Consider the following 25,889-nt stretch of genomic DNA (forward strand, 5'->3'; position numbering starts at 1 on the left):
TAGATGGTTAGATGTGCATAAGTGATACTATAAATATTTGAAGTGAAATAAAAAAACAAAGTCTTCGATGAGGCCTTGTTTTTTTATTATCTATTAATTATTTTCTTTTAACACCTATGAATAATGAATCATAGTCTTTTGTTTGAGTCCTTGTGCCTAACTCGATTTGGTATTTACCTTTATCTAAGTAAGTGTGATAATCTCGCCCGCTTGCTTTTTTTGAAGGCATTGCTATAATATCATTAATTTCTTTATCTAGATTAAGATCTGAATTTATTAAAGTAATCCAATTTTTTGCTAATTCAACAGTTGGGTTATCAATTATAAACATAATATAGAAATCATGTTCATTTTCACCTTCTACAAAGAACTGCCCTTGTCCTAAATCATAAATCCTTCCTAAATTAGGGTTAGAAGTACGTAGCTGTACACTTTCAGGAAGGCCCATACTGCTGACAGAGGCGCTAGCGTATTTATAATCTTCATTATATTTCTTGTTTATTTTGGTAATTAAATTTTGAGCTTCATTAGATACAGATTTTTTTAGCACTGGTGAAGCGTTTTTCCAGTTGTTACTGTCGTAATAAAAATCATTTGTAAACATAGAACTAGGGATACCGAAAGGTGTTAATTCAGGTTTAACTACTACCGTATTCATTGTATTATATAGAAACTGCGCATATTGTTCACGAGTTACAATTTTTTTGGGTTCAAACATATTATTTCCTGTTCCAACAACAATTTTATTTTCTTGTAGTGTACTAATTGCCTTCGTAGCCCAATAATTTTTTTCAACATCTTTAAATGTAGTTATAGATGTTGCTTTTAATTGAAATGCTTGTGTTAGAACAGCTGCCAATTGCTCACGATTTAGGACCTCGTTTGGTCCGAACTTTCCATCACCATATCCGCTCATAATCCCTGCTTTTGTGATTGCTAAGATTTCTTTTTCGAACATAGTACCTTTTACATCATTAAATGGATTTTTGAAAGAAGGATCATCCACTGGTTGTAAATAAGCATATAATAATCTAGCAACTTGACCACGTGTAATAGGATCGCCAAAACCAAAAATACCATTTCCATAACCAGAAAAGATATTTCGCTCTTTTAAATCCATAATTGCTTTATAAGACCAGTGATCTGAAGGAACATCGCGAAATCCAGTCTCAGCGTGTGCATTTGTCAAAGAGGTAAATGTTGATGAAGCAAGAACAGCGCCTGCTAAAATAATTTGTTTGAATTTCATAAGTAATCTCCTAATAAGTAATTTTTTACAAATTAATTAATTGCTATATTTATAAATACAAATATAGCAATTAAAATTATAGTTTGGTTTACAAATTAAGTCAATATTTAGTGGTAATTGGATAATGAAATAGGTGTCAAAGAAATTCCGTAGTTATCCATAATCATAATGGTCAACAAAAAACATACTATATCACTGCTTATGAAGCGAATAAATAATTGAAGTAAATAGGGGAAAAGGGGATTTAATATTAAAGGTAAGCTTTTACTTTTGAGCAGATCTTCTACTTTTCATATTTGATTTATGTATGTTAAAGGAAAAGTGTTGGGGGAAGTAATGTTAAACTGTTTGAAAGTGAAAATTAAGAATACTTTAGTTGGATTATTAAATAGTGAGAAATTTAAACAAACGCATTGTTTTTTTTATACTAATTATTGAAACTGTTAGAGGTAATGATGGAAAAACAAAAACCGACTCATAAGAAGCCGGTTTTTTAATTTATTTTTTTGATGCCCTATAACCGGCAGATTTTGCGTCGGCTTCTGAACAAAACATCTCTTCAGCTTTCGTTTTATCATAGAACTGTTGACCAGGCATATGATAAATTTTCTCGCCCCTACTATTTTTATTGCCTTTGATAGTACAAGTACCATTTTGTTCTGTTACTTGATTTGTTTTGGGTTGAGTAGCAGATTCTTGTTTCTTTTGTTGCTCTTGTTGTTTCTTCAATTCTGATTGTTTTTGCTGCTCGTCACGTTGTTTCTGAAGTTCCTGCTGTTTTTTTTGTTCAGCTTCTTGTTTTTTAAGTTCTTCTTGTTTCTTTTGTTCCTCTTGTTGCTTCTGAAGATCTTGTTGTTTTTTCTCGTCTTCCTTTGATTCCTCAGATTTCTTTGTTTCTTCTTGTTTAATAGTAGTAGCGGCTTTGTCGGATTTATCGTTATCCGAGTCTTTAGCGCACGAGCCAATTAAAATAATTAATAAAATAATAATACCTAGACACCCAAAACATCCGCACCCTCTGCGCTTTTTTTCTTCTTTTTCATTAATTGCTTTTGCCATCCTAATCCCCCCCTTAAGTATTCTAAATTTCAATATACAGTATAACAGATGTTATAGGGGTTTTTTACAAAAATAATGGATATTCGATTGGTCGTAAGAAAAGAGCTAATCCTTGTATAGAATTAGCTCTTTAATATTTATTAATTCACCTTTAGCATTAATACACTAACTTGTTCAAAGATTAAACTGATTGTTTGAATTTTATGATAAAAAAGATTTGCGAAAATGGGATATAGAACACATTTTTTTGAGGATGGTGAAACGGTAAGGATTAAAGAAACAGTTAAAGTTGTTACAGTTGATCATTGGTGGTATGCAATTGGGGGATTTAAAAACGATGGAGTACTGTATAATATCGTGGAGCATCCTAGCGCATGATATGCGGAATATGATTTGGAAAATTCAATAAAATAGTGATTTGAATAAAAGAAACCCCGTTTTTCTACGGGGCTTCTAAGGGTAAGTGTCAAGCAATGACGTACTCGACTAATTAACCATATCATGAATTTTTTGGTAAAAATAGTGGAAAATGTGTCCAAATTAATGGGAGCATTATTTTAAACAAAAACGTTATTTTGTAGAAAAAATTTAAAAGAACCCACATTGGAGGGGGTGGGTCCTTTTATAAAAACTAAGCATAATAGGTATTTTCTATATATTACCAAAAATGAAGTTGGTATTCTACACGATAGTTGTTGAGAAAAGTTTTTCGCACAAAAAAGAACACTATACACAAGTGCTTTTAAAAAGGAAACCCTATTAGTGAAAGAAAACTATGTTAATAATATATATGCTCGTTTAATTAAATGGTGACAAGTTAAAAAATCATTTTGCACAACAAAGCAGCTAGCCTATGTAGCTAACTGCTCAGTTGTACAATTTTAGAAGTTGCACTGGATATAGATAAATGTTGTAACAAAAAGTTACAACTATAGTTTAAACAACTATCGAAATATTATGCAGGAAAGAAAACTAAATTAAAAATTCATTCAGCACAACAATGCAATTAGCTAACTGCTTGTTGTACAAAAAATTTATGCTTATACGTAAAAAAGGCAGGTAATTGACTAAGTTACCTGCCATGCACCAAACGAAACGGAGTAAAGAGCTCCGATTTGAAAGAGAGTGGCTCTGGGAAGCTGACTTGCAGATAGTATGTGTAAAGTAAAAAAGATTATTCGTAAATGAGAATGAAAAATTATTTTATAAGGACGGGCATTCTTTTAGTTTCAAGTCTTTCAAAGTCTACAGGACAATATGCAAACGTTATGATAGGTTCTAAAGTTTCATTTGTTAAAAAAGTGTGGTTAATTACTTGGCCGGAAGAAGAATAGAATGTAATTTTGGTTTTTGAAATAGGAGGAAGGGTTATAACTAGCGGTTGACTTGACATATTTATCAACTCCTAAATTATTTGATGCTTTAAGAATTTAAAATGTATTCAATAAATATGTATGAACTCATTTTATAAAGTTAGTACTTTGTGAATTGAGAAATTCAAAAAAATAGTTAATTTAATAAAAAAAGCAGTCAGCTTGCGCTAGGCTGCTTTGCTCCTTAATGGAGTTCTCGTGATGTAATTTAGATGAAAATACTACTTACTAGGAATAAAGCTCCTAGCAAAATTAGAGAATCAACTAAAATCAAGAACTGGTTTTTTTGTGGTTTTCGAAATTCTTTTATCAAGCTTAAAACTGCAATCATTATGAAACATATATATAACAAAATCATAATTGTTTCTGTCATAACTAACACTCCTAATATATTGATAATTTAATTATATAACGAAAAGTATATCTATGTAAGTTTTTAACAAAATCATTATTTGAATAAAGAAGGGTACCGTTAGAGCGTATGGCGCTCTTTGACCAAGAACTATATTGCATATTTGTTATAGCCCGTATAAGTATATGGAAATTGAAAATAAGGCGTGAATTAAATTTTAATAAAATTGTTATTTGGTTACAGCGTATATAAACAAGGAAGAGCCTGATATGGCTCTCAGGCTCTTCCCTCAATAGCAAAGAGTAAGTCTTTTAAGTACTCCTTGTTCATATAGTAAAAGATTGTTAACGAAAATCCAAGGCTCTTTATATTGAGAAATAAAGAAGAATTATTATAAAGAATCTCATCTTTTTTCGTAAATAAAAGAGCAGCAAGCAAAAGCTAACTGCTCAATACAAGGAGATACAAAGAAAACTACTTCGAATGAGTTATGGCATACAGCCTATATACAGTATTGACGGGAAATTTATTTTAAATCCAATTTACTTAAAGTAAATATCCCTATAGATATAATGGCTGCGCCTACTGCAGAACCTATCCAGTCTCTCAAGCTTAATGTATTTAAAGGTGTATCTGTTAGATCCATAATTAAAAAGATAGCAAAAATTAATATACCGAATGCTAAGCTTCCCCAAAATGTTTGTAACGATTTAATAATCTTCTTTCGGAATTTGTTCATTAAAATCATCCTTACTAATACTTTTTATTTTTATAAATAAATTATTGCATGTGTAAAAATTGAAAGTACGAAATATGCACTATTGCATATTGGAACTCAAAAAAATGATCCATTCATAAGTAAATAGATTGAACGGAGGGGAACCGTATCGTATAAATCAAAAGGAAATTAGTATTATGTATGATTGTATCTTTACTTATGTTGGAAAGCTTAAAAAGAAGTGGGAAAGTGAGAAGAAATGGAAAGGACCAACTGATATGAGAGAAATAAAAAAATACTAGGATTTTTCCTAGCATTCAATGTAATTAGTTTTTACTATGATTTGAATATGAAGAGAATGAGTATAAAAAGATATGTATTTAATAGAAAAACAGCAGGATAACACCCCTTTTAATTAAATGGGGTGTGGAAAATTATAAAATATGTTAACAAAATAAAAGTTAGGGTAATTTTGAATCCATCCTTTTTTAAGTCAGAAGTTAAGAATTGTTGATTTGTATGAAAGTTTTTCATTAATTCTACAAAGAAAAACATAGAAATAAAGATTTGTACCAATATTAAGATGGGAGACATAGTTGATAGTATGGAGGATAGATCATTAAGTGGTGTAACTTGCTTATTCTCTATTGAGCTTGCGAGCAAGTTTCCCAACTCAATTTGTAATGAGATCTCGGCTATATTATAAGTTAAAAATATTGTCGCAATACAAAAAAGAATTTGTATGGGTGTACTAATAAATTTAAAAGGCCTTTGTAACAATGAATACTTAATAATAAAAAGTATGGCATACAAAATGATGAATGCATAAATAAACAAACCAAACGTTTGCACTCCATTAGATATAACTCGTGCAATAATAGAAAGCATAGTTTCTCTTTCGTTAAAAGAGATTAATGGAGAGTTTTGAATAATAGACAAATTATTATATAGAGAATGAGCTATAAATGCACAAAAAAATAAAGCAATTAAAGAAGGAATGAAATTTAGTACTTGCTTAATTTTTTTGTCGGTAGATGAAATCTTATAGTCTATTATTTCAAAAGTGTCTTCTGAATCTCGATGTGTGGCCTTTTGTTTAGCGTGCTTATAAGATTTATATGTAAAATATACGCCGATTCCTGTAATAACTTGACTAAAAACAAACTGAAATAATTCTAATGACATGCAATTGCTCCTTTCTATAAAATCATAGGGGAATTATAACATATTTTTACATAAATTGAGGGGTGACGTCATAAAAAATGAGGAATGAAAGTATTCATAATTATAGACCGCAATGATGTGTTGCTTGTAGTTGGTGTAGATGAAAATGTAGTAAAAGAATATCATTTTCATAATTATGGGATAGATAGTGATGAAGAGGATTCAGAACTAGAAGAGTTCAGTAAGGGAGGTTTTTTCTTGCAAGAGAATAAATTGGGTTAAGAGTATACGATTAATTTTGAAAGAATTAAAGAATTTAATAAGTTTTCATGCAGTGTTGAATCTAATTTTGAATGGAAATTTCCTTTTTTCATAAATAAAATAAGCAGCTAGCAAAAGCTAACTGCTTATTTCCGAGGTTCACTGTGAAACAGAATACTAATTTTTTAAAAATTAGTAGGACTTAGCTTAATAAAGATACCACCAAATAAGATTTTTATTAGTCCATCTATAACAAAAAAGATATCTAGACTTACATTAGTAATAATTAATCCTATGAACGCATTAATTACCAAACTAATTGATAAAAAGATCATTAATTTTCCGTGTAATGGAATAAAAGCTAAAAAATGAACACCTACAGCTAAAAGAATTAATAACCAGCAAATTCTATAGTCATCGGAAAAGAAATGGAAAATAAGAAAAACTAAAATGGCCAATAGAATGATTGAAGAATTAGACCACTTTTTTTGTTCTGGTGTTCCAGGACCAACTGCTAACTTTTTCCTAGTTTTAGAGTTTAATTGCCAAATCATGCCCAATATGTAAACGATGATAAAAGGCCATACATTTGGATACCCGTTATATTTTATTAAAAGTAAAAACATTGCTATACCGGCAATTATTAGCCAAATCCCATTAATCTTTTGTCTAGGGTATTTGTAGGTTTGTGTTTCCATGTTGTATTCTCCTTCTACGAACAGTCATTAAATATGTTTTTTTCAGAACCTCTATGTAGTCAAGCGAAATACCTAGAACATCATAACAAATATAGCTGACTGTGTTTGTCAAATTTTGTTGGATATTTTAGAAAAATAGTATTGCAGAGAAAAACAGTATTTTTTATAGAGGAACACAATGATTTTGGAAAGGTTATTATACAGAACTTATTAAGAGAATGTAGGAATTAATAAAACTTAACAAAATAGTTATTTCATTGTAAGTAAAAAGAGCACACATATAAGCATGCTCTTCGATAAGAAAGGTAGATCTCTATGAGCGGAGAGACTACATAAAATATCGTATGTTGGTTTCATTTAAATGTGAAGAAAAAATCAACAAAATGTCAACGAAAAATCAACAAAAACGCTATTTTAAATAAAAGAATAGCTAGTGAAATCTAACTGCTCAGTTTTTTGAAAAATAAGAATTAGAACTTGTTTTATTAATGCTTTACATCTATCAACGAAATTGCTTTATAGAGGTTAATAAAGTTTTATGAATACGCAATAATGTTTGAACATCATCTTCTTGAAGCTGCTGTAATGCTAGGGACATCGCTTTGTAGGAAGTAGAGTTTTCAATAGATTTTTTCGATGCCTCCTGTCCTTTGGGTGTTACTTTTAATTTTATTTCTCTACGATCTTCATCTGATTGTTTTCGTTCGATGAACTCTAGATTAACTAAATCATCTACATTTACACTCACTGTACTTTTAGGAATTGAAAGACGTTCTGAAATCTCTTTAAGAGTGATATTAGGAATTGCATAAATTGTATTTAAAATACCCATTTGTTGTACTGTTAATCCTAAACTCGAGGCGTTTTGATGTGTGAACTTTATAATTTCTTTGTTAATTGTTACAAATGACTGGACAACTTCTCCCGCTTGTTTGAAACTAGGATCTTTTAAGTTCATTATATTCAGTTCCTTTCTTTCTTTTTTAGTTTAGACTAACACAAAATAGTTCATTGTTGAACTATCTATCTTTAAACTAATTCAGAAAAGAAAACAATATATATATTATTAATAGTAAACTTAATAAAAATTTCATTTTGTATAAAAAAGGAATGGATATGTGTTCTTATTGGGAAGACGCAGTTACAGATTTCTTTAAGAAGCAAGAGCAGGAACGAAATAAAAGAGCAGCTAGCAAAAACTAGCTGCTCGGCTGGTTCTCAAAAAAGGAGAAAGGAGAAAGGTTAGAGACTGTAGTAAATGAGTTATGGCCATCGCCTAAGCGATATTTTTGAAGAAATATTAAGTGATATTTTAGCTAACCTAAAAAGAGCACCTTTAAAAAGTGCTCTTTAAGGGAAAAGTTAGATATTAAAAAGAAAATTAGGGTTTTATGCTTCGAGATAATATATGATCATTCCATCAAAATGTGACGATGAATCACAAAAGAACAGTTAACAAATGTTAACTGCCCGTTCTAAAGTTGACAATCTAGATGCATAAATGTAGTATGGCCAAGAATAGAGATAGCCATTCAAGTAAGTAAATTGAACGGCGGGAAATCGTTTCGTATGAATTAATTGCCAATTTTGAAGACATCGATGGAATGGGAATGCAGGGGGTGCTTTTTTTCTTTGTAATATAGCAATTACACATTAAACGTGAATCTGAACAAAATGGGCATTTGAATAGATAATTTTCCTTAAAACAACCTTAATTAAAACATTAATTTTCTAGATACCCTAAATCAAGTTTATTTACCGTTACGTTCATAGGAATCCTGAGTGGTTCAATGGAAATGGTGATGTGAATGAATACAATAATAAGCAGTCAAGGCCAGACGCAGATGAGGCATCGAATGAAAATGTGTTCAAAAATGAATATCCAAAGCAATATAAAGATTTTGAAGGGGGGAACAAGTGAAAGTAGCGGATCAGCTGTTTTTTTATTTAATAAAAATCATTTTAAACATTTCTTATAGCATCGAATACTTATGTAAATATGGAAAACAGATTTAATTCTTGGAATGAGGGTATCGATGTGGATATAACACATATTATGGCGAGAATAGTGGTGAATGGGAAAGATCTTCCGTTTACTTCAGTTAGAACCTCTGCGTGGATTAATGGACCTGCAAATGATTTAATTGTTACGACAAAGCAAAGAGTAAATGAGCTTTATCGGTTTATGTGGTCACGGGTGCCAGTTATGCTAACAATGTATTTCCTTCAGGGTGCTGATGTGGTGAGATTTGCTAGGGTTGCTGGAGTTGATGAAAGTGTAACGGGAGAATATATATATCATTTTATTTGGTGATAAGACAAACTTTAAGTAGCCTAACAGCTGCTTTTTTATTTTGAATAGAAAAAAGGAACCTGTAATGGCTCCTTTTCATCATGCTATCTTGTACTTATTAATTTTTCGCTTAACATCCATAAAAGCTAGTAGTGCTGCAATAGCGCAAACACCTTTAAACCAAAGAAATTCAGAAGAAACTAGTCCGCCAAAGAAAGCAATCGAGTGTACAAAACAAGTAATACCAAATAACCAAAGCATGAATTGTAATTCCTTTGAGGAATACTTATAGTTTTTAAATCTTTCCCACATATGTATCAACTCCTATTGTTATGAAGTTCTGTAGTTTTTCTTTTTAAAATCGCGCATGTTGAGGATAAAGAATAAAAGGAAGATAAAAGCTGCGATACCATTAATCCAGTAGTATGTGCCCCCTGTTGTGAAGCCGTTATAGAAGGAATAGACATTCCAAATTGTAAGAAGTATTGAACAAACAGTAGAGATTATTAATGAGCTAAAACTTCTCATGATTTTCACCTCGATTCAAAATGTTAGAACTTATTTATAATTCTACATTTAGATAAATAGATTTTCAAGAAGAATGAAAAAGAACCCGATGAAGTTAGGGTCCTTTCGTAAGTGATGATGTATTCTCGGCTTGGGAACTGAGAAAATACAAAAATATAATACATTGAGATTTAGAGAATTGCAACACTAAATTAGGGATTACCGCAAGGGGTGAATATGGTTAGGCAACGAAGCCTAAATTGTAAAGTGAATAATTTGTTACTATATTTAAATGTTTACAAAAAATAACCATTTTCTTCAGATTTTAAGAAGGTTTTACAAAAAAATACATAGAAGTATAATATATGATAATGAAATGAGTCGAATTTTCATCATGACTGATATCCATAATATGTTCATTTCAATTTACATGAATTACATAAAGAGGAGAGCGATTATGAAAATGAAAATTAGTACGGCAGTCGTAGGTTTATCTGTTTTAGGATTTGGAATTTTTGGTTTTACTCATGGAAATGGTGGAGGGGTTGTTCAAGCGGCTTCAGTAGGAGATGGTGGAGGAGCGCCTGCATATGCACATGGACATACAGGGGGAGCACCGTTCTATACTCATGGGCATACGGGAGCACCAGTTTATGGATATGGATACTATCCAGCACCTTCTTTTAATGTAGGAGACACTCCGGCGCCTAAGTTAGAAGCTCATGGAGATTATGGAGGAGCACCAGCTTATACTCATGGGCATTTCCCTGCACCGAAGTTAGAATCGGATGGACATACAGGAGGGGCACCTGCTTACAATAAGGGAGATACACCTGCACCCAAGTTAGAATCACATGGAGATCATGGAGGAGCACCAGCTAATACAGAGCCTGGTGGGGGAATTTAACTAATACTAATATAAAAGTTGTAAGTTTATATATAAGAAAAAAGACTTTGTAGTTTACAAGGTCTTTTTTCTTTGTAAAAAAGTTATTCAAAGAGGAAAATAACCGAATTTCTTCCTAGTTGTATAGAAAGCGGTGGGTAATATGAAGTGAAGCAAAAAAACGAGTTAGCTCAAGAAGATTACACGCAAGGTATGAAGTACACGGAACTGGCTGAGAAATACGAGATTAGTATTAATATACTGTTAAGTCTTGGAGAAAAAGGCATGATTGGAATTGAAAAGGGGTGCACCCAGATGTCTAAAGATGAAAGAACGAATCGTTTGGAATTAACATTGCAAACTGATCAATCTATTCTAGGCTTTGTTACAGGGAGGGTACGATGGGAAGAAGAAAGTTCTTAAAATTAAAAAAATCCCAAAAGATAAGGCTGAAAAAATTAAAAAAGGTGATAAATTTGTTACATCTAGTCTAAGTGCAAAGATAATATCTGGTATTGAAGCAGCAGAAGTGGTGGACCAAGAGTCAGATGAATATGGATTTAATCAAATCATTTATTAGAGCAAAAAATAATTTATAAGTGCTAACAATTATGTAGAATAGGCATAAATAATCGCTAATATGTCGTCTTTGAAAATAGCTGTAATTAATTAAATCACACTTATACGAAATGCTCATAATATTATTAGTGATATCAATCATAATGTCTAGAATTGTGTAGTATTCAATTGAGAAATCATCAATTTAAATAGGACGCAAGTAAGTTAATTGGATTAAAATTAAAGCAACAAATCAATGGAATTAATAATAAAGCTGGATAAAATCAAGTTTTATGTATTAAAAGAGGCAAAACTGCCTCTTTTTTTATTTTTAACAAAATACGGATTTTGTATGGAATTTCCTCCAATGAATTCACCATGAATAGGGTTGTCTCATATCATGTAAGGATTGCTTTATTACGATTATAAAAGGGTGTGAACGTATTGGAAGATGTTTATGCAAAAATTGACAGTCTAAAAGCAGAACAAAAAGAAATTATGCGAGATATTCGTAATTTAGAAACTCGCACAACAATTAATGAGAAAGACATAGCTACAATTAATAAGCAATTAGAAAAGATTAGCATGAATACAACTTGGATTTTACGAATTATTATTAGTGCAATCACTATGTCGGTTTTGGGTTTAATATTAAAAGGGATGATTTAAAATTTAAAAATAAAAGTACTTATGGAGAGGGGGACAAGTGTCTCTCTTTATTTTTATCGTTTTAGCCAAGGAGGTTCCTTTAGAACATGGCATAAGTGATCTGTAAGATTAAATGGGAGACAGTAGTCATTGCTTATCGATAGTAACGTAGACGTATTTAATTTAAAAGGGAACCAATGCAACAATACAAATAATAATTTGTATGCGAGCTTAAAAAATCCCAAGATGACCCTGGAGAGGAGGGGGCTTGGGATTTTTCATTTTATTTTGCTAACTTGATGTCGATATGACGTAACCTTCAGTATTAAAAAATTTAAAAAAGTCCCTCAATAATGTTAAAGGGACTTTACTCGCGCAAATGATCTGTAAATCAATTTATCTTTGATATACAGATCATTTGTATGATAATATTTATAAAGAATTGCTAAATCATGAAATTACATAAATGCTTTTAGAAGTTCTTGAATTAATGGTATTGCTCCACCTATAAATTTTAAAACTGCCATTGCGATTTCCATATTATTCTCTCCTCTGTTTTCGTATTAAGATGTGGTAAATCTTTATAACCCTATTATAGTAAGCGCTTACATTTATAACAATACATTTTTGTATGCAATATTGCATATTTATACGTTTAGACAAAACTTATACCTCTATTAGTCATTTTTTAATGGTACTATAGCGAGGTGAGAGTCTTTAAGGGTTCTCCCTAATAGGAGGAAATATGGAAAGAGTGCAAGTGATTTACAGTAATCCCAAAATTAAAAGTTGGGCTAAACAGGTATTAGCTGTAGGAGGAATATTAGGGTTTTGCTACTTGGTGTTATATGTTTTTAGTTTCTTAGTTATTATGTAAATATTATATAACTAAAATAGTAGAGTCTTGCCTAGATGGGTAAGACTTTTTTGTTGTTATATTTGAGAACACTAACTCCTATCATTGAAAGTAAATAAACCTCTATTTAAAAGTTTCTATTTATATTGAAAACACAATTGTATTGATAAAAAATGTGTGTTTATTAGATACATCTTAAAAAGAGAAGCATAAGTTATATGACGTTTTGGTGGGATTTTTTTATCTTTGAAAAGAATTTAAATCTTACAAATAGATTTGATCCCTTTCTGTATACCGTAATTTCTATATTACCATATGAATATAATATACTGAAAATAATTTAAAAGCAAGAATATTAGTAGGGGGCTACCACATGTCCATCAACTTAAGACTTTAAAGTAGCCCCTAAACGAATAATTTTTTTAAAATTGATTGATAGTAAATAAAAAAGGTTGGCAAATCCCTAACTAAAGAAATTTCTTCAGGTAAGCAAATCAATAATAAATCAAAAGGTTCTTTACAAAATTTATTAGTCTATGGACAATCATACGGATTGGGATTTTATCAGTTATTCCTAAATAAACATTGGATATTTCTTATATTTGTCCAGACTGAAAAGAGCTCATTAAAAACACCATAATTCGTGCGCTTCTTTATATATTTGTACCACAATTATTTTTTGTATGTGATTAAAACTAGTTTTTAAGAAGCATATGTTTTAGCAACTGCAGAAATTCTTTATCACTATTATCATCTTTCATATAATCCTGTTCATAGTTAAAAATCATTCGCACTAACATAAAAGCTGTTAGCGGTAATGGTACCTTATGAAAAGTCCCTTGCTGATAACCTTTTTCAAGCAAATTACTTATCATTATAATTGCTTCTTCTTCAGATTTTTTAAAACAAGCTATAATTTCAGGTGAATGGTACTCTTTATATTCTTGAAAGAGTGTAGAAACAAATGGGTCTTGATGATATTCTAGGCTGATGTAATGAAGGATTTTTTCTATTCGAAGTAAAACATCCTTTTCCGCTTTATATAAATCAAATAATTGTGAGCGTTTAAGTTGAATATGACGCATATAGCAGTCACATAATATTTCAGTTTTATCTGTATAGTAATAATAAATAGTACCTTTACCAACTTTAGCTTTCTTTGCAATTTCATCAACCGTCGTGTTACGGACACCACGCGTAGAGAACAGTATTGTGGCAGATTGAATGATTTTCATCTTTTTATTCTCTTTTTCTAATTTGATCATTGTCTACACCCTATCCTTGATATATTTAGCGAAGTTTTCGGTCTTTACATACTGTATCAGTTCATTTGTAATTTTGTAACTCTTAATAGAAATTCCACTATTTGTTTCTTATAGAATAACATACATCATTCTTATTTCTAGTATATAACTATAATAGAATGCAACTTTCTAATTTAGGGATAAAATGAAAATGTGAAGTAATAATTTTTAATCGGACGATGAGAATTCAAATGAAAGGGGGCAGTTACTTCTTTCTCGATTGAATTGTTTGATTTTTTATTCAATTCATTTTATTATATAAATATGACTAAAAGATGTTTTTAGTCGGATTTTTTTACGGAAAACCGACTGGTATTTGATTCTGGTCGGTTTCTATACTATTTGAGAGAAGGTAGACACTATGTGTGGAATTGCAGGGTGGATAGACTGGACTAAAGACTTGACTAATGAACAAGAAACGTTAAAAAAAATGACAGATGCTATCATTCACCGAGGACCTGATGCAGAGGGGCATTGGTTTTCAAAACGAGCGGCATTAGGTCATCGACGTCTCATCGTCATTGATCCTGAAGGTGGCCTTCAACCTATGCTGTATAAAGTTGGAAATGATACGATTGGTCTTACGTTCAATGGAGAAATTTATAACTATCAAGAATTACGTAAAGAACTTGAGGAGAAAGGTCATGAATTTCAGACAAAGTCTGATACAGAGGTATTACTACATGCCTATTTAGAATGGCAAGAAGATTGTGTTCAACACTTAAATGGGATTTTTGCTTTTGGTATTTGGGATGAAAGATTTGGGAAATTGATGCTTGGTCGTGATCATCTAGGTGTGAAGCCTTTATTTTTCGCTCAAAGAGGGAGTGCAATTCTCTTTGGTTCAGAGTTAAAAGTTTTACTTTCGCACCCACTTGTAGATGCAGAAGTAGATAAAGAAGGACTTTCTGAGATATTTTGTCTTGGACCAACACGTACCCCAGGTCATGCGATTTTCAAAGATATACACGAAGTGCGTGCTGGCCATTATATGACGTTTACCTCTAATGGCTCGAATACGACACAGTATTGGAAACTTGAAAGTAAAAACCATATAGATGATATTGATATGACAGTGGAGACTATCCGCTCCATTTTACAAGATACAGTTAAACGTCAGTTAATTGCTGATAGACCAGTGGTATCTATGCTTTCCGGAGGTTTGGATTCAAGTGGTCTAACAGGTTTAGCAGGAAACGAATTTGGGAATAAAGGGGAACATCTTCATACATATTCCCTGAATTTCATCAATGATGAAAAAGACTTTGAGCAAGACTTCCTTCGTTTTGATCGAGATGAACCTTGGGTGAAACGTGTGGCTGAATATGTAGGAACAAAGCATCACTCTATAGAGTTGGGATCAGATAGTTTAATAGAGCATTTATTAATTCCAATGCGAGCACGTGATCTACCTGGAGTTGGAGAACTAGAAACATCACTTTATTTGCTATTTAAGGAAATGAAAAAAGAAGCAACAGTTGCACTTTCAGGCGAATCCGCAGATGAAGTGTTCTCAGGATATCCATGGTTCCATCAAGAGCAGTTTTTAGATGCAGAGATATTCCCTTGGGCTGTTAATTTATGGTATAGTACAGAAATTTTATCAGAGGATCTTAAAGCGAAGATTAGCCCTGAAAAATATCAAAAACAAAAATTTGAAGATGCGGTTGCTGAGGTTCCTTTTTTAGAAGGTGAAAGTGATCTGCAAATGAAGCAACGTCAAATGTCTTACATGTTTATTACACGTTTCTTGCCATTTATGCTAGAACGAAAAGATCGTACAAGTATGATGAATGGCTTTGAAGTACGAGTTCCATTTTGCGATTACCGGCTTGTAGAATACTTATGGAATGTTCCATTCGAAATGAAAAGCATAGACAATATTGAAAAAGGTATTTTACGTCGAGCTTTTGAAAATGTACTTCCAGAGGATGTACGTTATCGCAAAAAAAGTGCATATCCAAGCACAAAGGATGCCTCTTATCTACAAGGTATTAGTGATTGGATGTTACATGTGTTGAACGATCCTCAATCACCTATTTTGCCATTAATTAATGTAGAAAGAGTCCGTGCTATTGCAGAAGGAAAAGACGAAGTAATTTCAGGTAATGATGCACGAGGTATAATAGATTATTTACTTCAAGTTAATAGTTGGCTTCAGGAATATAAGATTAAATTAGTATGGTAGATTTGACATTCCCACCCCTAAAGGGGCAAGCTGACTAACGTCAGTGGGATTCTTGCTACCAAAGGCAAAGTCCATTTCTGGTATCGCTGACGTGCAAGATTGCGGTGTGTCATCACCACTCCCACAACAGACCATATAGGTTTCGTGGGCTACGTTACTGTGACCATACCGTACAGGTTGTTGGTTCTCAAATGTTTTAACGTCTTGTTCTTGACGACTTAACACATTTTACGGAGTAGAAGAATTGGCTACTCCAACCTCACATGTATTCTGCTTTCAGAGAACAGTTGTTTTAGAGTCTTTTGCATGACTATAAATGAAGTATATCATGTTTTGCTATGCAAAAACGATACTTTCATCCCATGCCTAAAGGCGGACTAAAGTCCTACATGGGCTTTCCCATATCGCAAAAGCTGTAATTTTCAAATAAAGAGAATAGCTGAAACATCAATGACCTAAGTGAACCGCATCTCCAATGTATTAGATAGTTATCTAACATTTGGAGATGCGGTTTTATTATTTTGATTTGCAATAACGCTAATCAGTTAGTAAATTAGAATTGAATAAGGGACATGGAAAGAACTAGGGGGAATAATATGAATTGGAGGTCCCACGTAAAGGAGAATATGATGAACCTTTTAATTAGAGAATTAGAAGTAGATGATTTAGACAATTTACCGGAGATCGATGGTAGTTTTATAGTAAATTCTCGGTTGATTTTTTCTCTTTCAAAAATAAATAAGCAAATAGAATATACAGTAGAAGACGTTCCAAGTTATGAGAAAAGTTATTTACAAGACCAATATGATGATGAACTAGCATACACTGAGTATATAAATAAGCCTGAACAAGTAATTTACATAGCAATTTTACATGACCAAATTATAGGAGTAATGGTATTGAAAAAGAATTGGAATCACTATGCTTACATAGAAGATATAAAGGTGGATAAAAAATATCGTTCACTTGGAGTTGGTAGGAGGTTAATTGAGCAAGCAACGCAGTGGGCAAAAGAAAGCAATATGCCAGGTATAATGCTTGAAACACAAAATAATAATGTAGCAGCATGTAGGTTCTATGAAAAATGTGGGTTTGTAATAGGTGGATTGGATTTTTTAGTATATAAAGGGATACATGAAGAAAGCGATGAAGTTGCAATGTATTGGTATTTGCATTTTAAATGAAAGTAAACCATAACTCGAATATATAAATTCCTCGCTGTTATATTCGGGACAAGCAAATAATTAAAAGAAAAAGGAGATTTCTTTCCGAGAGTAGGGGGCATCTTTGATCTTGCTACCGATAATCAAATGATATGTTAATTAGATTTTGATATTGTATGCATCGTCTTTTCTTCAATTAAATAAAAAATACATCCTTATAGGGATGTATTTTTTATTTAATAATAATGTTATAAATTATTCTACATGAACCGATATACTTTTAGATAATACTTGCATTGAGAAAGGAACTCTAGCTTCAAAAGCTATAGTGTTTGTTGAATTTGGTGTGTTTGAGAAGATGTACGAATCTTTGATACGTAATCTAAATGTTTTTTCAGATCCGAATGGACCAGTATAAGAACTGACTTCGTCTAAAGAACTTCCTGCATATCTAACACCATTAATAGTTAAAGCTTCTGAATATGAATCCGGTGTACCTACTTCACTAACTTTCACATAAAGATAATCGCCTTTAAGAACAGGAATAGATAAGTAAGAACTTGCACTATACATTTTGTTATTATCGCCTACAGCACTAATGCTAACACTTCGTAGTGGAGAAGAATCCGCCTTTGAAATAGTTGGTAAAAATGCTAGTGTAAGTGCAAAACACATAGCTAACATGCCCATAAATTTTTTCATATTAACAACTCCTGAGGTATTTATTTAACATCCTGTATTTTACAGGTTAAAAATGTAAATTTCAATATCGTTATATAAAGAATAATTATGTAATTATGCATATTTAATATAAAGTACACAAAAACTCGGATACATAAATCCCTTGGGGTTACATTAGGGTTACGAAAATAACTAAAAGAAAAAGGCGTCTACAGAAAAAATTTCTATTCTTATATTTGTAGGATAGTTTTAGATAAAAAAAATAAAGAGTTTAGTAATATATATATGTCTTAATGTAAAATATATATTGCATATATTTTGTTAATAATTTAATATATAGAATATAAGATATTATGGTATGAAGTTAACTTTACAAATGAGGTTTATTTAATGTTTGTAAGTAAAGAGAAAATGGGAAGAGTTAAAAAGGTCTAACTCAACAGGAGTTGGCCGATGTTGTAAACGTTACGCGACGAACCAGTAGCCTTATTGAAAGCAATAAGTGTAACCCTTCTTTAAAGCTTTGTATGCATATAGCTAAAACAATAGATAAGAATTTAGATAAATTATTTTGGGAGGAACTCTAAAATGGAAAAACTAAAAAAATGGTTTTCACTCAGTACACACTCAGATGAAAGAATTCAACAAATCGAAATGAAAATTTGGGCGCAATCTGGAATTATTGTCCTACTTTTAGCTTTTATAGATGTTGTAATAAGGGGAGCATATCTACACCACCCATTCCTAGAATGGATTGCTTCATTAGCTATTATAATTTGTTATATGATTTTCTTCTTTATTAAATCTATTCTAACTGGTGTTTATGAAACAGATATTAATAATAAAGAGCAATTAAAAGAAAAATTAAAAGAAAAAATGAGTAATACCTTTATTTTTTCTTTTGTCGCAATAGGTGCTACTACATACAAATATTACTTCCCTGAAGATTTGGGTGGATGGTTAGCAGCAATAGCAAAATTCATTATACTTTTCGTTTTCCTATTTGGTATTCAATATCTTATTACAGTAATAGCTTGGAAGAGATCAAATAAAATTTAAAACATATAGACAAAAAAGCTTATCCTATAGTACTTAATGATAAGCTTTTTTATTATTTTTTTCATTATTTTTCTGCTATTGTGTACTTGCTTCTCTTAGGTTGATAGTGATGTGGCCCTCCCAAATCGTGCTCTTAAAAACAGTAAATCTAATATCTAGTATTATATCTGTATCCACAATTTAATTGATAAACAAAACACAGAATATTCAAATAATAAAATTGTAAATATCTTGAAACCGCTGTTTTAAAGGTAATAATCGTTGAATTTCATTATTTTTCCGCTTTCTGTAGGGTATATATTTTTATAGCTTTATGTATTAAGAAAGAGTTGTGCTAGAAAATACCGGTAAAAAAGCATAAATAAGGAAAAAGGGATGGGATTAAAAATGAAGACTATGTTAAGGAATATTGTATCAATGGCTCTCGTGCTAGCTTTGTTTACAACTTCTTTCGCTGGAATCTCCAAAGCTCAAGAGATCAATAGTGAAGAAGAAAAATTAGTACAAGAAGTAGCTGCACAATTGAAATTTGTTGTTGAAGAAGCTTCAGTTAGAGATAAACATGGAAGAGTAGTAGATATTGATATCGATATGATAGAAAACAAATATGGTAAAACTGAAGAATTAGAACAATTGAGACAAGAAATCCAACGTGTAAATACACCACCTGGCTATGAAGATCCATTCAAACAAGAAACAGAAGCTGTAGATAACTGTATAGAAAGAAAACTTATTGCAAATTATGTAGAATTTCTATCAGTAGGTTTTTTAGGTTCTATTATTGCTAATATTACTAACAAAGAATATGAATTAGCGGCTAGAAAAATGATTAGATTAGGCGTCAAAGGTAATTTAGTTAGTTTAGCTGGTCAACTTGCTTGGTATCTAGGTACATGTATATATGAAGAAGAAGGATGGACTGGAAAAACTTGGTGATTGATAAAAAACAACCTCTTATCTTCTAGAGGTTGTTTTTTTTGAAGAAAATAACCACATCATAATTTCAAAAAACGCTACTATAAATAGTGTTTTTATAAGGTTTTCAAACCAATTGAAATGATTATGATTAGCATAGTTAAAAGCTATCAATACAATATACAGTAGGACTATAAAAATTAACGGTCTCTTATTAGTGAAACTCAAATTATTCACCCCTTAAATACTTACTTAAGAAAGTTACCTTAATACTATGTTAACCCAAAGTGCAATCATTTTCGATGATTTTCTATATTTCTCCACATTTGTAACAGGAACCCTTTTTCGAAAACGCGTTCTCATAATAAATTCTCTTTGAAAAAACGTCGAAATTTGTCATCAGAATGCCCCCTATATATGAGAGGCCGAAACCAGTTCCTGCTGATGAGAGATTGAGTGAACGTATAACGTTGTTCTTCCTTATTCGCAGGATGTTTTAATTAGCATGCAAATAAGAGGTAACGAGCCTTATTCTGTATGTATTTCTTGATTTCATTCGTAATTGAAATAGTCTTCAAAACTTCATTAATTTAAAGGGTCTAAGCAGAGGAAAGCTTCTGTTCTCCTTTAAGTTGATACCTGTGCCTACTAATAGGGTGTCAATTTAAAGGGGTACGGAAATATCCCGATATAAAATTTGAAAATTCCTGGGAGAACTTTTGCTTCTCTCATAGCCACTGACGTTAGGCGCGTAGTCATATTTTAAAAATGTAAGGGTGCAGTAGCTATGAGAGAAATAGAAATTCTAAATATATATTAGAATTTATTTTCTTGCATTGAGAAAATGAGTTCCTAATATTCACAATAATTAAATAAAATTTTCTATATATTATAAATATTTACAATTATGTAAACTTTGTTACAGTTAAGGTGTGAGTTATAAAACTATTAAAGGGGGAATTTTTATGTTCAAGAAATTAGTAGTGGGAGCATTAGCAACTGGTTTTGTATTAACAGGGGGTATGGGAGCCTCAGCTGCAACATCTACAGTTGATCATACTAATAAAAAACTTGATTCACCACAGTTTTCATCTTATGACATGTATGAATATCATACTAGTTGTCCTAGGCTTACTAGTAATGCTCCCTATAGAATGTCAATGATAAATGAAAATGGGATTTTCGCTAACTCTTTTACTGATCGAGAAACAGGAATCACTTGGTACTTTAAAGGAACTGGGGCTCATAAGTCCATTGGATGCTACGAGGGAAAAACGAAATAATCAAAGATACCTCTATAAAGGAAGTACACCAAGAAAGGTATTAATTAAAGAATAGCATCCGTAATGGGTGCTTTTTCTTTGCTATATAGAAATTACACAATAATGAACAAATTTAACACCTAAAAAGAAATTGGGTATAAGCACATTTATTCTTAGAGATACATATTATATATCATGAAAAACTTCTTTGTTTTTCAAATAACGGACAGAATGATGTGAACGAAACTCGCAGCAATAGTACATAAAAAGTTCGCCTTAATTGGTGAACTTTTTATTTTGGACCAATTGGACATTGGTAAAGGAAATAAGAGGTGACTTTAACACTAGATGTCTTGTTTGTCGTTAAGGAAAGGTCAGTGCAAAAGTGTTGCATTTTGCAAAACAAACTCAACAAAAACCAAATAATGTAAAAGAGATGTGAAAATCACTTAATGTAACACATTATATAATAAAGATACATTTAATGTAACATAACGTATGGAGGGCTAAGGAATGAAGATTGTGCAGCAAATTTGAGATAAGAAAAAACTAGAAGAAGTGAAAGAGGTTTTACGTTGTCAATCTTATCGTGATTTATTTTTATTAGAAAAGGGAATCAATACAGATTTAAGAATTAGTGGCTTATTAAAGTTACATGTAAATAATGTGAAAGAAAGCTACATCTAATATTAAACCCAATACATTTATGGAAATAGTAAATAATAGAGTCATGTTACGATTAATGCATGTAAATGATGTCGAAAATTTATTTACCACTGTGGAAGAAAATAAGGAAATATGGAAGTGTTTAACAGTTAAAATGGATAGCTATCAAGATATGGAGCAGTATGTTCAAGTAGCAATAAAAGGTTTTGAAGGGGAAACTGATTTACCATTTGTTGTTGTAGATCAGAAAACGAATGAAATTGTAGGCAGTACACGTTTGTACAGTATTTCAAATGATAACAAAACGGTTGAACTTGGGCAAACGTGGTATCACCCCAGTGTACATCGTACAAGTATAAATACTGAGTGTAAGTATATGTTATTGCAATATGCTTTTGAAGAATTACATATGTTACGTGTGCAAATAAAAACGGATTTACGAAATGAAAAAGCTCAGCGCGCAATTGAAAGGCTTGGTGCTGTAAAAAAAGGTGTATTGCGAAACGAGAGACAACTGCCAAATGGTTATGTAAGGGATGCAGTTGTATATAGTATTATTGCAAGCGAATGGTTGGTTATATAAGAACAAATATTACAAAAACTAGCTGTATATAAATAAAGAGAAAATATATAATGCTTCTATATTATTAATGTTTTTATCTACTTTTTGTTTTATGTACAAAAGGCTATTGAAAAGGGTTCTGATATGAATATCAAACCCTTTTCAATAGGTATACTTATTTCACTGCCTCTTTTAATTCTTTTCCAGCCTTAAAAGCAGGTGCTTTTGAAGCCGCGATTTGCATTTCTTCACCTGTTTGTGGGTTACGTCCTGTACGTGCAGATCTTTCACGTACTTCAAATGTACCAAAACCAAGAATCTGTACTTTTTCTCCATTTGCTAACGCATTTGTTATTGTATCTAATAACGCTTGTGTTGCTGCAGCAGCATCTTTTTGTGTAAGTTCAGCTTTTTCTGCTACTACTTTTGTTAATTCTGTTTTATTCATTTTCTGCACCTCTGCATATGTAATTAGGTGATTATTATAACGTGTGATTACTTATGATGCAATTATACTGTGCATAGGAAAAGCCATAGCAAGAGCTAGGGGGGCAATTGCTGTGTAAAAGGCACAAGGAGTATATTAATTATCGCGCTAAATTCTGTTCATATTTCTTTACTTCTTCCAAAGTTTTAAATATTAACACATCAAAAACTCCTTTTTCATTCCCACATACAACAACAAAACCATCCGTTGCTTCCAGAACTCTACCGACGCCACCATCTGTAAGCGTAATACTGGTGAGCTGTTTTACTTTCAGTTTTTCTTCTTTTCGAATGTAGGTAGTTATGGGTGTCCCAACAGGAAATGCGTCTGTGATCTCTTTTGTTGTATATGTGCCTTCATCTATTGATTGAGTTTTAGCTGTAATAGAATCAGTTTGAGTGGCACATCCTGTTGAACATATTAAAAGAATGCCAGTAATAATACTCGCACAAGCTGTTTTTACCATTCACAAAATCCTCCTATAACTGTTCGTATTTTCAACCCATTTAGGGTAACAAATTATATATACGAAGTTTGTTGGTTTATATGAGTCGTAAATCAACAAAGATACATGTATTTTGCCAGAATGTGTTTCAAACAAAAGAAAAGACACCCTAAGGTGCCTTCTTGCGATTTGAACCATCGTAATATGGTATTGGATGCCAATCCAATTATTATTTTACCACATTAAGTAATTTTGGTTGTTGAGAAATATAATTCAAATCTATATTTTGTTTATTTTTGTTTCGTTAGATTTTTGGTAGTGGATTCTTCAATCTGGTCAGATTTACTTTTAATTTCAGGGGTTATTGCTATCTTGCTACCCGGGTGCACACAATAACAGTATTACTTGCACCAGAATCAACTAAATTAATTAAATGTGAAAAAAGTTAAAAACTAAAACGTATGCTATTATTATATTGAGAATTATAAATTAAAAGTGGCTTCTGGAAGGTAATAGTTATAACTGAAAACAATAAAGGGCAAGTTGTTTTTTAGCATTGATATTATAGGTTGTATTCTTTGCATTATAATTCTTGTTAGTTTTAGAACATGGATACACCCTTTATTATTCCTTATCTTCGGACTAATTTTTCTTATTAATATAGTAAATACTCTTAAGGGAAATGGGCCTAATTCAAATTAAAATGAATTTGAATCCCTTTAAGGGGTCACAATATCAAAAAAAGAAATTGTACGTTTAGACACAAATGAACCAGTTCCCTGTACGTTAAGGAACTGGATACTTCTTTATTACTTTTTGATATAATTTTTGTCTCTTAATGGTCTTAGATTATTATAATTTGTTTTTTGGTTTAAACTACACAAATAATCCAAGAAACCAAAATGATTTTAATTTTTACATTCATCTGATTGAAAGATGAATGTTTTTTTGTACATATAAAAAAATAAAAATTTTTGTCACAAAAATCGCTATTCCGGGTTCTTTATAATACAGGCATCAAATGAGAGTGAGGTTTTAACCGACATGTTTAAGATAAAAAGGGAAGAAAGGCCTGTTTCAGATGTGACATTTGAAGATTTATTTAAACAAAACTATGTGTACGTTGTGAAACAGATTGTTTGGATTGTCAAAAACCAGACGATTGCTGAAGAATTGGCACAAGAAGTATTTTTACAGTTATACCGCAACAATTGGAAGAGGATTGAGAACTTATCTGGATGGCTAATAAAATCATCTACTTTTGTAGCTTATAAGTATTTAAGATCCGAAAAACGGCATCAGGCGAGAGTAGATAAAACCATACAATATCATGAAGTACAGCACATTTCATCCCTAGATGATGATTGGATTAGAAAAGAAGAAATTGCACAAGTACAAATGGCGCTAAGTGAAATGAATGAGAAAGATCGAACCATTTTATTAATGAAATTTTCTGGTTTTCAATATAAAGAAATTGGAGAGGTTCTACAAATCGACATATCATCTATTGGAACATTATTAGTACGAGCCAAGCAAAAGTTTCGTAAAATCTATCAACAATTAGAGGAGGCGTAATAAATGAATTGTTATGATATGGGATTTATTCAAGCATATATAGATGGTGAATTATCTGATGGGACAAGAAAAGAATTCACAAAACACATAGATACTTGTAACGCATGCCAAGATTTATTACTCGAAATCACCAAATTAAATCAATGGGAAAATGTCAAGTTAGAGGAAGCAACAGTACATTCATCAAAAGAAATTGAGATTGATGTTGACCAAGCGTGGAAAGTATTTGAAAGTCACACAAAATTAGAAAATGTTTCTTATATCAATGAAAAAACTGAACCGAAGAAGGGATTGTTTACAAATATGAATAAAAAATCAAAACGTTTCATGTATACTGCAGTAGCGGTAGCAGGGCTCTTTGCAACAGCTATGATTCCACAAGTTCGAGTGGCAGCTACAGATGTTGCCTCTTATTTTTCCAATGCAATTTCAAATGATACGATTATTGATGAAGGAAGAGACGTTACAAAAGGACAATTTATTCCTCTTGATAAAAAGATTACAGATCAAGGTGTTACAGTACATCTGAAAGAATTATATGTAGCGGATGAACGTATATCCGTTCATTACAAAATTGAAAAAGAAAATGGAAATGTAGTACCGTTTGAATTTGATACAACAGGGTTACAACTTGAAGATGACGGCAAAGTAAATGGTCAACAAGAAAATAACCCAGAGTATAAGAAAAATGGGTACTTCGGACAATTAGCATTTATTCAAGGAGGAAGTGATGGACCATTCGAACTAAAAGCATCAGGTGCAGAATTAAAGGAAATTGGTATTCGTTTTAAGGATAGACCAGAAGGTGTAATCACATTTATCGAAGGTCCTAAAGGAAAAGGTTCTTTCAAACAACCGCTCACGTTAGATGTAAACATAAACAGAATTGGAAAAGTATCTGGATCTTGGAAAGCACAACTTCAAATTGACCCTACCAAATTAAAAAAATAAAGCAAGTTC

At 31.6% G+C, this 25,889-nt stretch carries 29 protein-coding genes and 2 pseudogenes; 17 read left to right on the forward strand and 14 right to left on the reverse strand.

The genetic code is table 11. The features are described 5' to 3' along the window. Positions 1-97: 97 nt before the first annotated feature. Positions 98-1,249: an S-layer homology domain-containing protein gene (locus ACXY7N_RS25835; protein WP_016135776.1), complete on the reverse strand. Its 1,152-nt coding sequence runs from the start codon at positions 1,247-1,249 to the stop codon at positions 98-100. A gap of 498 nt (positions 1,250-1,747) precedes the next feature. Beyond that, positions 1,748-2,308: a sunset domain-containing protein gene (locus ACXY7N_RS25840; RefSeq protein WP_016135777.1), complete on the reverse strand. Its 561-nt coding sequence runs from the start codon at positions 2,306-2,308 to the stop codon at positions 1,748-1,750. A gap of 225 nt (positions 2,309-2,533) precedes the next feature. On the opposite strand from ACXY7N_RS25840, the gene ACXY7N_RS25845 reads away from it, so the two are divergent. Further along, a complete protein-coding gene (locus ACXY7N_RS25845) occupies positions 2,534-2,686 on the forward strand; it encodes a hypothetical protein (RefSeq protein ID WP_170959957.1) in 153 nt (50 codons plus the stop codon). 820 nt (positions 2,687-3,506) lie between these two features. Here ACXY7N_RS25845 and ACXY7N_RS25850 read toward each other — a convergent pair. The 3 genes from ACXY7N_RS25850 to ACXY7N_RS25860 all read right to left on the reverse strand — a co-directional run bounded on the left by ACXY7N_RS25850 (position 3,507) and on the right by ACXY7N_RS25860 (position 5,936). Further along, complete coding sequence (locus ACXY7N_RS25850; RefSeq protein ID WP_016135778.1) at positions 3,507-3,701, reverse strand: hypothetical protein; 195 nt, start codon at positions 3,699-3,701, stop codon at positions 3,507-3,509. Between the two features lie 858 nt (positions 3,702-4,559). Continuing rightward, positions 4,560-4,772: a hypothetical protein gene (locus tag ACXY7N_RS25855; RefSeq protein ID WP_016135780.1), complete on the reverse strand. Its 213-nt coding sequence runs from the start codon at positions 4,770-4,772 to the stop codon at positions 4,560-4,562. Between the two features lie 390 nt (positions 4,773-5,162). Next, positions 5,163-5,936: a hypothetical protein gene (locus tag ACXY7N_RS25860; protein WP_016089876.1), complete on the reverse strand. Its 774-nt coding sequence runs from the start codon at positions 5,934-5,936 to the stop codon at positions 5,163-5,165. 84 nt (positions 5,937-6,020) lie between these two features. On the opposite strand from ACXY7N_RS25860, the gene ACXY7N_RS25865 reads away from it, so the two are divergent. After that, entirely contained in the window at positions 6,021-6,197 is a 177-nt protein-coding gene (locus ACXY7N_RS25865; RefSeq protein WP_154214405.1) for a hypothetical protein, read from the forward strand. A 164-nt stretch (positions 6,198-6,361) separates the two neighbouring features. On the opposite strand, the gene ACXY7N_RS25870 is transcribed toward ACXY7N_RS25865, so the two are convergent. After that, complete coding sequence (locus ACXY7N_RS25870) at positions 6,362-6,874, reverse strand: DUF6609 family protein (RefSeq protein ID WP_488592692.1); 513 nt, start codon at positions 6,872-6,874, stop codon at positions 6,362-6,364. Positions 6,875-7,376: 502 nt separating this feature from the next. After that, entirely contained in the window at positions 7,377-7,832 is a 456-nt protein-coding gene (locus ACXY7N_RS25875; protein WP_098375456.1) for a MarR family winged helix-turn-helix transcriptional regulator, read from the reverse strand. A gap of 1,041 nt (positions 7,833-8,873) precedes the next feature. On the opposite strand from ACXY7N_RS25875, the gene ACXY7N_RS25880 reads away from it, so the two are divergent. Next, complete coding sequence (locus ACXY7N_RS25880) at positions 8,874-9,188, forward strand: hypothetical protein (protein ID WP_488592693.1); 315 nt, start codon at positions 8,874-8,876, stop codon at positions 9,186-9,188. Between the two features lie 78 nt (positions 9,189-9,266). On the opposite strand, the gene ACXY7N_RS25885 is transcribed toward ACXY7N_RS25880, so the two are convergent. Both ACXY7N_RS25885 and ACXY7N_RS25890 read right to left on the reverse strand, forming a co-directional pair. After that, positions 9,267-9,479, reverse strand: a complete 213-nt coding sequence (locus ACXY7N_RS25885) for a hypothetical protein (protein WP_087953785.1) — start codon at positions 9,477-9,479, stop codon at positions 9,267-9,269. An 18-nt stretch (positions 9,480-9,497) separates the two neighbouring features. Further along, positions 9,498-9,695, reverse strand: a complete 198-nt coding sequence (locus ACXY7N_RS25890; protein WP_087953784.1) for a hypothetical protein — start codon at positions 9,693-9,695, stop codon at positions 9,498-9,500. Positions 9,696-10,131: 436 nt separating this feature from the next. On the opposite strand from ACXY7N_RS25890, the gene ACXY7N_RS25895 reads away from it, so the two are divergent. The 4 genes from ACXY7N_RS25895 to ACXY7N_RS25910 all read left to right on the forward strand — a co-directional run bounded on the left by ACXY7N_RS25895 (position 10,132) and on the right by ACXY7N_RS25910 (position 11,787). Beyond that, positions 10,132-10,581 carry a hypothetical protein gene (locus tag ACXY7N_RS25895; RefSeq protein WP_087953783.1) on the forward strand — a complete coding sequence of 150 codons (450 nt, stop codon included), beginning with the start codon at positions 10,132-10,134 and terminating at the stop codon, positions 10,579-10,581. 147 nt (positions 10,582-10,728) lie between these two features. Further along, positions 10,729-10,983, forward strand: a complete 255-nt coding sequence (locus ACXY7N_RS25900) for a hypothetical protein (protein WP_173601842.1) — start codon at positions 10,729-10,731, stop codon at positions 10,981-10,983. Beyond that, entirely contained in the window at positions 10,943-11,140 is a 198-nt protein-coding gene (locus ACXY7N_RS25905) for a rod shape-determining protein MreC (RefSeq protein ID WP_488592694.1), read from the forward strand. The genes ACXY7N_RS25900 and ACXY7N_RS25905 overlap by 41 nt, the downstream gene beginning before the upstream one ends. A gap of 422 nt (positions 11,141-11,562) precedes the next feature. After that, positions 11,563-11,787: an XpaF1 protein gene (locus ACXY7N_RS25910; RefSeq protein ID WP_016136195.1), complete on the forward strand. Its 225-nt coding sequence runs from the start codon at positions 11,563-11,565 to the stop codon at positions 11,785-11,787. Positions 11,788-12,224: 437 nt separating this feature from the next. Here ACXY7N_RS25910 and ACXY7N_RS25915 read toward each other — a convergent pair. After that, positions 12,225-12,411 (reverse strand): annotated as a pseudogene (locus ACXY7N_RS25915) (hypothetical protein). A 100-nt stretch (positions 12,412-12,511) separates the two neighbouring features. Between ACXY7N_RS25915 and ACXY7N_RS25920 the strand changes: the two are divergent. Next, positions 12,512-12,643, forward strand: coding sequence for a hypothetical protein (locus tag ACXY7N_RS25920; protein ID WP_255260116.1), 132 nt, complete (start codon positions 12,512-12,514; stop codon positions 12,641-12,643). A 674-nt stretch (positions 12,644-13,317) separates the two neighbouring features. Here ACXY7N_RS25920 and ACXY7N_RS25925 read toward each other — a convergent pair. After that, positions 13,318-13,887, reverse strand: a complete 570-nt coding sequence (locus tag ACXY7N_RS25925) for a TetR/AcrR family transcriptional regulator (protein WP_488592695.1) — start codon at positions 13,885-13,887, stop codon at positions 13,318-13,320. Between the two features lie 400 nt (positions 13,888-14,287). Between ACXY7N_RS25925 and asnB the strand changes: the two genes are divergently transcribed. Both asnB and satA read left to right on the forward strand, forming a co-directional pair. Then, complete coding sequence (asnB, locus tag ACXY7N_RS25930) at positions 14,288-16,114, forward strand: asparagine synthase (glutamine-hydrolyzing) (protein ID WP_488592696.1); 1,827 nt, start codon at positions 14,288-14,290, stop codon at positions 16,112-16,114. A 629-nt stretch (positions 16,115-16,743) separates the two neighbouring features. Continuing rightward, positions 16,744-17,298 (forward strand): streptothricin N-acetyltransferase SatA, encoded by a 555-nt coding sequence (gene satA, locus ACXY7N_RS25935; protein WP_488592733.1) that lies wholly within the window; start codon positions 16,744-16,746, stop codon positions 17,296-17,298. A gap of 234 nt (positions 17,299-17,532) precedes the next feature. Here the strand turns inward: satA and ACXY7N_RS25940 are convergent, their stop codons facing one another. Further along, positions 17,533-17,979, reverse strand: coding sequence for a hypothetical protein (locus ACXY7N_RS25940; protein WP_016136200.1), 447 nt, complete (start codon positions 17,977-17,979; stop codon positions 17,533-17,535). A gap of 369 nt (positions 17,980-18,348) precedes the next feature. Between ACXY7N_RS25940 and ACXY7N_RS25945 the strand changes: the two are divergent. The 5 genes and pseudogenes from ACXY7N_RS25945 to ACXY7N_RS25965 all read left to right on the forward strand — a co-directional run bounded on the left by ACXY7N_RS25945 (position 18,349) and on the right by ACXY7N_RS25965 (position 22,443). After that, positions 18,349-18,545: pseudogene (locus ACXY7N_RS25945) on the forward strand (helix-turn-helix transcriptional regulator). Position 18,546: 1 nt separating this feature from the next. Further along, positions 18,547-19,017, forward strand: coding sequence for a DUF6773 family protein (locus tag ACXY7N_RS25950; protein ID WP_223267301.1), 471 nt, complete (start codon positions 18,547-18,549; stop codon positions 19,015-19,017). Between the two features lie 375 nt (positions 19,018-19,392). Beyond that, positions 19,393-19,953, forward strand: coding sequence for a hypothetical protein (locus ACXY7N_RS25955; protein ID WP_016089897.1), 561 nt, complete (start codon positions 19,393-19,395; stop codon positions 19,951-19,953). Positions 19,954-20,897: 944 nt separating this feature from the next. Then, the gene (locus ACXY7N_RS25960) at positions 20,898-21,215 is read left to right on the forward strand and encodes an LCI fold-containing protein (RefSeq protein ID WP_016089898.1); all 318 of its coding nucleotides are present in this window, start codon (positions 20,898-20,900) and stop codon (positions 21,213-21,215) included. 685 nt (positions 21,216-21,900) lie between these two features. After that, positions 21,901-22,443, forward strand: a complete 543-nt coding sequence (locus ACXY7N_RS25965) for a GNAT family N-acetyltransferase (RefSeq protein WP_033659935.1) — start codon at positions 21,901-21,903, stop codon at positions 22,441-22,443. A 154-nt stretch (positions 22,444-22,597) separates the two neighbouring features. Here the strand turns inward: ACXY7N_RS25965 and ACXY7N_RS25970 are convergent, their stop codons facing one another. Both ACXY7N_RS25970 and ACXY7N_RS25975 read right to left on the reverse strand, forming a co-directional pair. Continuing rightward, complete coding sequence (locus ACXY7N_RS25970) at positions 22,598-22,870, reverse strand: HU family DNA-binding protein (protein ID WP_001043941.1); 273 nt, start codon at positions 22,868-22,870, stop codon at positions 22,598-22,600. A 139-nt stretch (positions 22,871-23,009) separates the two neighbouring features. Next, positions 23,010-23,375 (reverse strand): hypothetical protein, encoded by a 366-nt coding sequence (locus ACXY7N_RS25975; protein WP_016089901.1) that lies wholly within the window; start codon positions 23,373-23,375, stop codon positions 23,010-23,012. Between the two features lie 1,023 nt (positions 23,376-24,398). Between ACXY7N_RS25975 and ACXY7N_RS25980 the strand changes: the two genes are divergently transcribed. Next, complete coding sequence (locus ACXY7N_RS25980) at positions 24,399-24,929, forward strand: RNA polymerase sigma factor SigX (RefSeq protein ID WP_016135797.1); 531 nt, start codon at positions 24,399-24,401, stop codon at positions 24,927-24,929. Between the two features lie 3 nt (positions 24,930-24,932). Next, positions 24,933-25,880, forward strand: coding sequence for a DUF4179 domain-containing protein (locus ACXY7N_RS25985; RefSeq protein WP_016135798.1), 948 nt, complete (start codon positions 24,933-24,935; stop codon positions 25,878-25,880). Positions 25,881-25,889: the final 9 nt, after the last annotated feature.

It is taken from the genome of Bacillus sp. 5w2 (assembly GCF_054353775.1).

What these genes read in the sequence shown, in the direction of transcription:
- ACXY7N_RS25850 (WP_016135778.1), bottom strand. Translation starts at nt 3,701, where the DNA reads ATGTCAAGTCAACCGCTAGTTATAACCCTTCCTCCTATTTCAAAAACC.
- ACXY7N_RS25965 (WP_033659935.1), top strand. Translation starts at nt 21,901, where the DNA reads ATGGAAATAGTAAATAATAGAGTCATGTTACGATTAATGCATGTAAAT.
- ACXY7N_RS25970 (WP_001043941.1), bottom strand. Translation starts at nt 22,870, where the DNA reads ATGAATAAAACAGAATTAACAAAAGTAGTAGCAGAAAAAGCTGAACTT.
- ACXY7N_RS25950 (WP_223267301.1), top strand. Translation starts at nt 18,547, where the DNA reads ATGGAAAAACTAAAAAAATGGTTTTCACTCAGTACACACTCAGATGAA.
- ACXY7N_RS25925 (WP_488592695.1), bottom strand. Translation starts at nt 13,887, where the DNA reads ATGATCAAATTAGAAAAAGAGAATAAAAAGATGAAAATCATTCAATCT.
- ACXY7N_RS25985 (WP_016135798.1), top strand. Translation starts at nt 24,933, where the DNA reads ATGAATTGTTATGATATGGGATTTATTCAAGCATATATAGATGGTGAA.
- ACXY7N_RS25870 (WP_488592692.1), bottom strand. Translation starts at nt 6,874, where the DNA reads ATGGAAACACAAACCTACAAATACCCTAGACAAAAGATTAATGGGATT.
- ACXY7N_RS25860 (WP_016089876.1), bottom strand. Translation starts at nt 5,936, where the DNA reads ATGTCATTAGAATTATTTCAGTTTGTTTTTAGTCAAGTTATTACAGGA.
- ACXY7N_RS25895 (WP_087953783.1), top strand. Translation starts at nt 10,132, where the DNA reads ATGAAAATGAAAATTAGTACGGCAGTCGTAGGTTTATCTGTTTTAGGA.
- ACXY7N_RS25890 (WP_087953784.1), bottom strand. Translation starts at nt 9,695, where the DNA reads ATGAGAAGTTTTAGCTCATTAATAATCTCTACTGTTTGTTCAATACTT.
- ACXY7N_RS25960 (WP_016089898.1), top strand. Translation starts at nt 20,898, where the DNA reads ATGTTCAAGAAATTAGTAGTGGGAGCATTAGCAACTGGTTTTGTATTA.
- ACXY7N_RS25975 (WP_016089901.1), bottom strand. Translation starts at nt 23,375, where the DNA reads ATGGTAAAAACAGCTTGTGCGAGTATTATTACTGGCATTCTTTTAATA.
- satA (WP_488592733.1), top strand. Translation starts at nt 16,744, where the DNA reads ATGAACCTTTTAATTAGAGAATTAGAAGTAGATGATTTAGACAATTTA.
- ACXY7N_RS25840 (WP_016135777.1), bottom strand. Translation starts at nt 2,308, where the DNA reads ATGGCAAAAGCAATTAATGAAAAAGAAGAAAAAAAGCGCAGAGGGTGC.
- ACXY7N_RS25875 (WP_098375456.1), bottom strand. Translation starts at nt 7,832, where the DNA reads ATGAACTTAAAAGATCCTAGTTTCAAACAAGCGGGAGAAGTTGTCCAG.
- ACXY7N_RS25885 (WP_087953785.1), bottom strand. Translation starts at nt 9,479, where the DNA reads ATGTGGGAAAGATTTAAAAACTATAAGTATTCCTCAAAGGAATTACAA.
- asnB (WP_488592696.1), top strand. Translation starts at nt 14,288, where the DNA reads ATGTGTGGAATTGCAGGGTGGATAGACTGGACTAAAGACTTGACTAAT.
- ACXY7N_RS25855 (WP_016135780.1), bottom strand. Translation starts at nt 4,772, where the DNA reads ATGAACAAATTCCGAAAGAAGATTATTAAATCGTTACAAACATTTTGG.
- ACXY7N_RS25880 (WP_488592693.1), top strand. Translation starts at nt 8,874, where the DNA reads ATGGAAAACAGATTTAATTCTTGGAATGAGGGTATCGATGTGGATATA.
- ACXY7N_RS25940 (WP_016136200.1), bottom strand. Translation starts at nt 17,979, where the DNA reads ATGAAAAAATTTATGGGCATGTTAGCTATGTGTTTTGCACTTACACTA.
- ACXY7N_RS25845 (WP_170959957.1), top strand. Translation starts at nt 2,534, where the DNA reads ATGGGATATAGAACACATTTTTTTGAGGATGGTGAAACGGTAAGGATT.
- ACXY7N_RS25955 (WP_016089897.1), top strand. Translation starts at nt 19,393, where the DNA reads ATGGGATTAAAAATGAAGACTATGTTAAGGAATATTGTATCAATGGCT.
- ACXY7N_RS25920 (WP_255260116.1), top strand. Translation starts at nt 12,512, where the DNA reads ATGGAAAGAGTGCAAGTGATTTACAGTAATCCCAAAATTAAAAGTTGG.
- ACXY7N_RS25865 (WP_154214405.1), top strand. Translation starts at nt 6,021, where the DNA reads ATGAAAGTATTCATAATTATAGACCGCAATGATGTGTTGCTTGTAGTT.
- ACXY7N_RS25980 (WP_016135797.1), top strand. Translation starts at nt 24,399, where the DNA reads ATGTTTAAGATAAAAAGGGAAGAAAGGCCTGTTTCAGATGTGACATTT.
- ACXY7N_RS25835 (WP_016135776.1), bottom strand. Translation starts at nt 1,249, where the DNA reads ATGAAATTCAAACAAATTATTTTAGCAGGCGCTGTTCTTGCTTCATCA.